This is a genomic window from Limosilactobacillus pontis DSM 8475, assembly GCF_001435345.1.
Classification (GTDB): Bacteria; Bacillota; Bacilli; order Lactobacillales; family Lactobacillaceae; genus Limosilactobacillus; species Limosilactobacillus pontis.
The window spans coordinates 74,103-80,708 of sequence record NZ_AZGO01000041.1; the positions used below are offsets into that span (position 1 = coordinate 74,103).

Annotated in this window: 4 protein-coding genes, 1 tRNA gene and 3 pseudogenes; 6 read left to right on the plus strand and 2 right to left on the minus strand. The window is 49.7% G+C overall.

Translation table 11 applies throughout. The annotated features are described in order from the left end of the window. Nucleotides 1-246: 246 nt before the first annotated feature. A pseudogene (locus tag FD34_RS03400) lies at nt 247-1,298 on the plus strand (RNA-guided endonuclease TnpB family protein); the annotation flags it as partial. Nucleotides 1,299-1,477: 179 nt separating this feature from the next. After that, nucleotides 1,478-2,654 (plus strand): annotated as a pseudogene (locus tag FD34_RS03405) (aminotransferase class I/II-fold pyridoxal phosphate-dependent enzyme). A gap of 67 nt (nt 2,655-2,721) precedes the next feature. Here FD34_RS03405 and FD34_RS08755 read toward each other — a convergent pair. Then, nucleotides 2,722-2,922 carry a hypothetical protein gene (locus tag FD34_RS08755; RefSeq protein ID WP_235805981.1) on the minus strand — a complete coding sequence of 67 codons (201 nt, stop codon included), beginning with the start codon at nt 2,920-2,922 and terminating at the stop codon, nt 2,722-2,724. Nucleotides 2,923-3,057: 135 nt separating this feature from the next. On the opposite strand from FD34_RS08755, the gene FD34_RS03410 reads away from it, so the two are divergent. From FD34_RS03410 to FD34_RS03420, 3 genes are read left to right on the plus strand one after another with little or no spacing between them, the layout of a single operon-like run. Next, a complete protein-coding gene (locus FD34_RS03410) occupies nt 3,058-3,948 on the plus strand; it encodes a hypothetical protein (RefSeq protein ID WP_057806800.1) in 891 nt (296 codons plus the stop codon). Then, nucleotides 3,935-5,035: a hypothetical protein gene (locus FD34_RS03415; protein WP_235805980.1), complete on the plus strand. Its 1,101-nt coding sequence runs from the start codon at nt 3,935-3,937 to the stop codon at nt 5,033-5,035. The genes FD34_RS03410 and FD34_RS03415 overlap by 14 nt, the downstream gene beginning before the upstream one ends. Continuing rightward, entirely contained in the window at nt 5,036-5,560 is a 525-nt protein-coding gene (locus tag FD34_RS03420; protein ID WP_057806803.1) for a hypothetical protein, read from the plus strand. 389 nt (nt 5,561-5,949) lie between these two features. On the opposite strand, the gene FD34_RS03425 is transcribed toward FD34_RS03420, so the two are convergent. Next, nucleotides 5,950-6,023 (minus strand) — tRNA-Arg (locus FD34_RS03425). A gap of 184 nt (nt 6,024-6,207) precedes the next feature. On the opposite strand from FD34_RS03425, the pseudogene FD34_RS03430 reads away from it, so the two are divergent. Continuing rightward, nucleotides 6,208-6,549 (plus strand): annotated as a pseudogene (locus FD34_RS03430) (TetR/AcrR family transcriptional regulator); the annotation flags it as partial. Nucleotides 6,550-6,606 lie beyond the last annotated feature (57 nt).

Sequence of the window (6,606 nt, forward strand, 5' to 3'; positions counted from 1 at the left end):
AGCGGCTAGCGCAGCGTAGCAAGTCTATTTGACTACGAACGAAGGCCGACATCTCCAGCGTTAACCTCCGTTCTAGGCTAGCCGTACAGGGCGCCGAGAAGCTTATTTCCCAGCCTCTATGAATTGTCCATTTTTTTGGCTTTACATCGAACGTACGTTTGAAAAATGCTATAATATACTTAGCAGAAGGATTAGCGTTAGGACACTAATTAGCTTTAATTTACCGACGATGAAAGAATAGTGGTGGCAATGGCGAAGAAACGTTATCAAAACAATCCTAGCAGTCACTTCGTCAATGAATACGGCATGAACTATCTCCTAAAAAGACTCAAGCAGGAATACCCATTCCTTAGAGCTAGTGACGCAACTAGTTTTCTGGTGGCCAATCGCAACCTCGCTCAAGCCTTTAAGATGCTCTTTAGGCACCAAGGTGGTTACCCACGGTTTAAATCGCGTCATTCGACCCGGCAAGCTTATACAGGACGGTCAGTTTGTCAGGTGCTTGATAAACGGCGAGTTAAGTTGCCAAAGTTGGGCGGCATTCGGACCAGTAAGACAACCCGGTTAGCTGATGGCAAAGTCAAGTGCTATACGGTTTGCCTTGCGCCAACTGGGCGTTACTATCTGTCATTACAAGTGGCATTTGAGGCTCCCAAACATTTAAGCAAGACAGGAAAAGCGGTCGGCATCGACGTTGGAATTGCGATCTAGCCATTAGTTCTGATGGCATTAAGTATGGAACCTTTAATGCCAAATGGTATGAAAAGCAAGCAACAAAGTGGCAAAGTAAGTATGCCAAACGGAAACATCAAGCGACCATTGCCGTTCGTCAGTGGAACCATAACCACAAAACGGTGAAGGAAGAGCTAAATGATTACCAGAACTGGCAACGAGCCCGACAACAAAAGGCTCGCTATCAAGCAAAGATAGCGAACCAGTGCAAGGATTATTTACATAAGTTAACGACGGCCTTGGTTAAGCAGTATGACGTAATCGTCATCGAAGATTTGAAAGCCAAGAACCTTCAGAAAAACCATTGCTTAGCTAAGTCGATCGCAAATACCAGCTGGTATCAGTTCCGGACCATGTTAGCATATAAGTGTGCCTGGTATGGTAAACGCTTGGTGGTGGTTAGACCAAACTATACTAGTCAGATTTGTAGTCACTGTGGCTACCATAGTGGCCCTAAGCTACTCGACATTCGTGAATGGACGTGTCCAAGTTGTGGCACCCACCACGATCGCGATATTAATGCGGCAGCTAATATCTTGCGTAAAGGATTAAAAGCCGTTGGCTAGGGACTAGCCATGGTAAAAGAGTGGGGTTCTGTAAGTTAGGTATCCTAAATACTACCCCATGTTCCCAGAAGCGCGGTCATTAATGGCCGAGTAGTTCACAAAATGGCTTGACCACCATTGCACAAATCAGTTAACCTATAACCAGTACAACATCTTTTCGAGAAGGGATATGATCATCAATGGTTGAGATGAGTAAACACATGCGCGCCACGTTGAACGATGTGCCGACACTTAAACTTTTTGACTTTTCAACATTTGTTTCGAAGATTCCCGACGTGATCGAGTTCACCCTGGGGGAACCGGACTTCAACACCCCCCGAGTACGTCAAGCAGGCGGGAATCCGGGCAATCCAGGAGAACCGGACCCACTATGCGCCGCAGCGGGGGACGGTCGGCCTCTTGCAGGCAGTGGCCGATAACCTGGCCGACCGCTACGGCCTCCACTACGACCCCAAGACCGAGATCCTGATCACCAACGGGGTCACTGAGGGGGCCTATTCCGCCATTACCGCCGTCACCAATCCCGGCGATGTCGTCCTGGTGCCGACACCGACCTTCTCCATTTACGGCCCTGACGCCATCATCGGTGGGGCCCAGGCGGTTGAAGTTGACACCTCGGTGACCGACTTTAAGCTGACTCCGGCCCTTTTGAAGAAGTACCTCGACCAGTATGGTGATCGGGTGAAGGCGATTATCTTCGTCAACCCGTCCAACCCAACCGGGATCGCCTACACCCAGCAGGAGCTCGACGACCTGGCCGCTTTGATCAAGGGCAAGCCGATCTTCGCCATCAGTGATGAGATCTACAGCGAACTTAACTATGATGGTGAGTACGCCTCGATGGCCAAGTCCCTGCCGGACCAGACCATCCTGACCAACGGCTTCTCCAAGTCCTACGCCATGACCGGTTGGCGGATCGGCTACCTCTGTGCACCAAAGGATATTACCAGTGAGATCTTCAAGGTTCACTCCTTTGTGATGATGGACGTGGCCACCTTCACCCAGGATGCAGCCGAGGCGGCCCTGCGTGGTGGCACCGCGGCCATTGACGAGATGGATCGTCAGTACATAAAACGGCGGGACTACATGCGTTCTCGTCTAGAGAAGATGGGCTTTAAGTGCTCGAAGCCGATGGGGGCTTTCTACATCTTTGCCAAGATTCCGGCCTTCCTCGACCAGGACGACACCAAGCTGATCTACCAGCTGGCCCAGGAGGCCCACGTGGCCGTGACGGCCGGGACCTTCTTCGGTGCCGGCGGGGAAGGCTACCTGCGCTTCAGCTATGCGACGGCCCTCGATCAGATCAAGGAGGGGATGGATCGGCTCGAACGGTTCTGCCAGGAACAACAAAAGTAATTTTAAACAGGAAAAGAGCAAGCAGTCGAAATTGCTTGCTCTTTTAGTTTGGATTGTTTCAAAAAGCTTAGTCACTCAGTTTCTTGGCTTCTTCATCAAGCTTTGCGAAACCAGAGCCATCAGGCTTCTTGTTTCCACGCTTTTCCATAGCCTTACGGGCCATTTCCTTACGTTCTTGTTTGCTCAGTGCCATAATAACTTCGCCTCTTTTCGAAACGCTCCGTTGGTAACAGATATCATACGGAAATAAAACATCTGTTACATACATTATAATTCATATTATAAGGATTACAACAACGAATGATTAAATTATTAAGAAAGTCCTCAATTAACGATTTGCTTCTTTAAAATTTATTAAAAGTTGGCTAAGATTAAACTAGTATTCAGACAAGGAGAAATGTTTATGGCAAGTAAAAATCAAGACAGTAAGGCCGTAGATGTTAGTCAAGAAATCGAGGGCCGGATTGCGACCAAGGTCAAGTACCTTCAGGAGTTGAACTACGCCATTGACCAGCACCATGACCGTGACGTTTATCGTTTATTAGACAACCAGCGTTACGCCAAGGAGATCGAGCATCGCGAACAGCAGCCCAACGACGAAGGGGTCATGAGCCTGGTGGACGACCTGGCCGATCAGTTGAGTAGCTACCTCAGTGTCAACCTGATCAAGTACCTGGGCAAGACCTACCCGTTCTTCTATTATGAGGAGTACCAGACGGGACACTACCGGATCTACTTCGGTAATTGGTGGGACCGGCGCCGCTTTGGGGAGCTGGACGTCTTAAATGTCCGTTTCTCCTTTGACCAGACCGAGTACCAGATGTTAAATAAGTCCTTCGAGCTGGCCCGGAAGAACAAGCGCTATAACAGCGACCGGATCAACAAGATCTCCAGTGAAAATGACCGCCTTCAGGAGCTGATTGACCACCGGCGGGAACGCGAGGAAAAGCGCCAACAGATTCAGGCTGAGCTCAAGGATATCAACTCCCGGTCGGGGTTGTTTGAGTCCAGCCGCAACCGGGCCACCCGTGAGGAACTGGTGACCCAGCTGCAGAAGCTGGAGGACCAGGAGACCGAGGCTCGGACGGCGGCCCAGACGATCAAGGAGAATGAGCAGGTTGTCTTGGCCTTATCCAAGGAGAACACCATTCTGAGTTACGAACAGAAGAGCATCATTGATACTTTCGGCAGTTTTGAGGACTTCGAGCTAGCCAACCGCAACCTCTATGCCAATTACCTCAAGAGCCTGTCCGCTGACCAGGACGCCGGGAAGCAGGTGAATGCAGATGACTAATAAGATCGTAAATTCTCCAGCTGCCCGGATCAGCTCCCTGGCCGATTCATTCAAGGATGTTTTGAAGTGTGGCCAGCAGTACGTTGAACTGCTCGACCAATTGGCATCAACTGACCAGGCGGAGGACCTCCTGACGGCCGCCAGCAAGCTGACCGAACAGGACCTCCATAACGCCTTCATCGACTTTCCACAGCACTATCAGGCCGCTGACTACTACATGCTCTTCATGGGTCGCCTCCTGGAGATGCATCAGGTAGCCAGCGTGACGGTTGATGAGAATCAGCAGCACGAGTTCGTGGCCACAATTGACCCACTGACCGACGCACGCTTCAAGTTTGTGGTCGGTGCCAATGGGGAGGCCGCCTTCACGGAACAGAGTCAGCAGCAGCCGCTCTTCTACATGAACCTTAACCAGCGTTTGTTCCAGTTTAACAACCGGGCACTGGTGAACTACTTTATCGTTTATGCTCTGAAGAAACACAGTGACCTGGAGCTGCGGGATGCCATCAAGTCGCTGATTGAATTTGCTAATGAGCTGGCTGATGACCTAGGCTTCACCATTAACCTGGGGATTTTGAACACCGCTAATGACCGGCGTTTCAAGCTTCAGCAGCCGGACCTGCGCCTGACGATGATCGACCGTCTCTTCGTCAAGACCGGGGAGACCGATTACATGCTGATGAACCTGCCGCACAACAGTGGGGCGGAACTGTTGTTGGATCAGGGAATCAAGTTTGACCTTTCCTTTGACCCGGATGACTACAGTCAGGAGTGGGCCTTCTCGGTCAAGGACCCGGGTGAGCAGGTTTCATTCTTTGATATCTTGCTCCACTACAACCTGGTCCGGCAGTGGTACCTGGCTGATCGTGATGCCTTGGCGGTACGGTCGGAACAGCTGATTATCACCGATGATGAGTCGACGAGTCCAGTTGCCACGACCGTTCCGGCGGCGCCAACCGAACCGACGGAACCATTCCCAGCACCGGCGGATCAAGTCACAGAACCAGCTTCAGCGGTCAGAGACAGTGAGAAAACGCCAACCGATAATGGTGACGTGGTGGATACAGAAACGGATGAGGATGATTAGATGACACTAGATATTACTAAGATGCTGCATAGGGTGGTCGATCTGGAGCTGACGGTCGACGATGCCAAGGAGCTACTGATCGGCCCAGCAGCCCGCCAGCAGACGATCTTTGTCATGCTGGACTGCCAGCTGGCCAACTTCGCCCAGGCGGCGGGGTGGGCCGACGTCCTCAACCAGGAGGAACATGATCCAGCCCTGGCCCGGCAGAGCTACCTGAAGGCCCTGGCCCTCCTGCTCCTGTTTAGCGCCAAAAAGCAGTGGACCCACCTGGTAGTGATGGATGATGCCCAATGGCAACGGGTCACGACTGCCAAGCAATCGACTAAGCTGGCCGACCTGAATAAAGAGTATTTGGCGATCAAGCACTTCCTGAACGGGGCCTACTACAGCCACCGTCAGGAGGACTTCCGCCACGCCTGGCACCTCCTACTCAAGATGGGAATTGTCGACTTTGGCTACCAACCGGCCGACCTCCAGCAGGGGTACCTGGACCTGTTGGACCGGCTCGCCAAACAGTACCAATAAACAAAAAGGATGCGAAGAATTTTACCTTCGCATCCTTTTTCGTTGAAGCTGAGACAACAGTGATTACGCCTTTCGATCACGGGCGGCTGCGCTATGCTTACCGGGCACCCGGTTGTTGGCCACGACGTTTCCGATGACCGATCCAGCAAGAATTAATACAATAATTAAAAATGGCAACATAATTAATCATCCCATATCAATCTTCTATATAACATTATCCTTACTATTTATTAATTTTGCAACACTTTTGTAACAATGAACATAAAATCTTAAATAATTTGGACAACAAAACGGCTCGGGTACTGTAATGATACTCGGGCCGTTTTTTATTTTGGGGTACGTTTGGGGGTACAAACATCTTTGAAACGTTGGTATATCAACACCTAAAATGGAACGAGTGGGGGTCGAACCCACAACCCTCGGTTTAGAAGACCGATGCTCTATCCAGTTGAGCTACCGTTCCAGACAGAATCCAGTATATAATCTTCGGGGCCGTTGTGTCAATATTATCTTATTTGACATAAATTTTTTATTAGGATAAACATCGTTTTTATTTGACAAAGTGCTTTCAAGGACACTATACTAAGAGTTGGTAAAAGTATAGAAGTAAGGGGAACTTAAGCTTAGCAATGAAGGGATGATGATTTATGGCTGTTAATAAAACAGATCCGCGCGTAATCAAGACTCGTAACAGTCTACGCAAAGCTCTTGTTTATCTGATGCGTCGTGACAAAATTGAAAACATCAGCGTGCAGAAGATTACCGAAACTGCTAACATCACCCGCGGAACTTTCTATCTTCACTACCGCGATAAGCAGGATTTTATTGAGTCCGCGATGAAGGACATCCTCGATGATTTCTTTGCACAGGTGATGGTGGATAGTGAGAACTTTGGCTTGTCAAAAGAGCGGACAGTGCAGGCGATTTCTCTGCAGAAGGCATTCCAGTATATCGAAAACAATGCCGATATTTTTGATGTTCTTTTGAATGAGGCAGATTGCAAGAAATAACTTGAACGAATTTAGTGACGTAGATTAAGCAAGAAG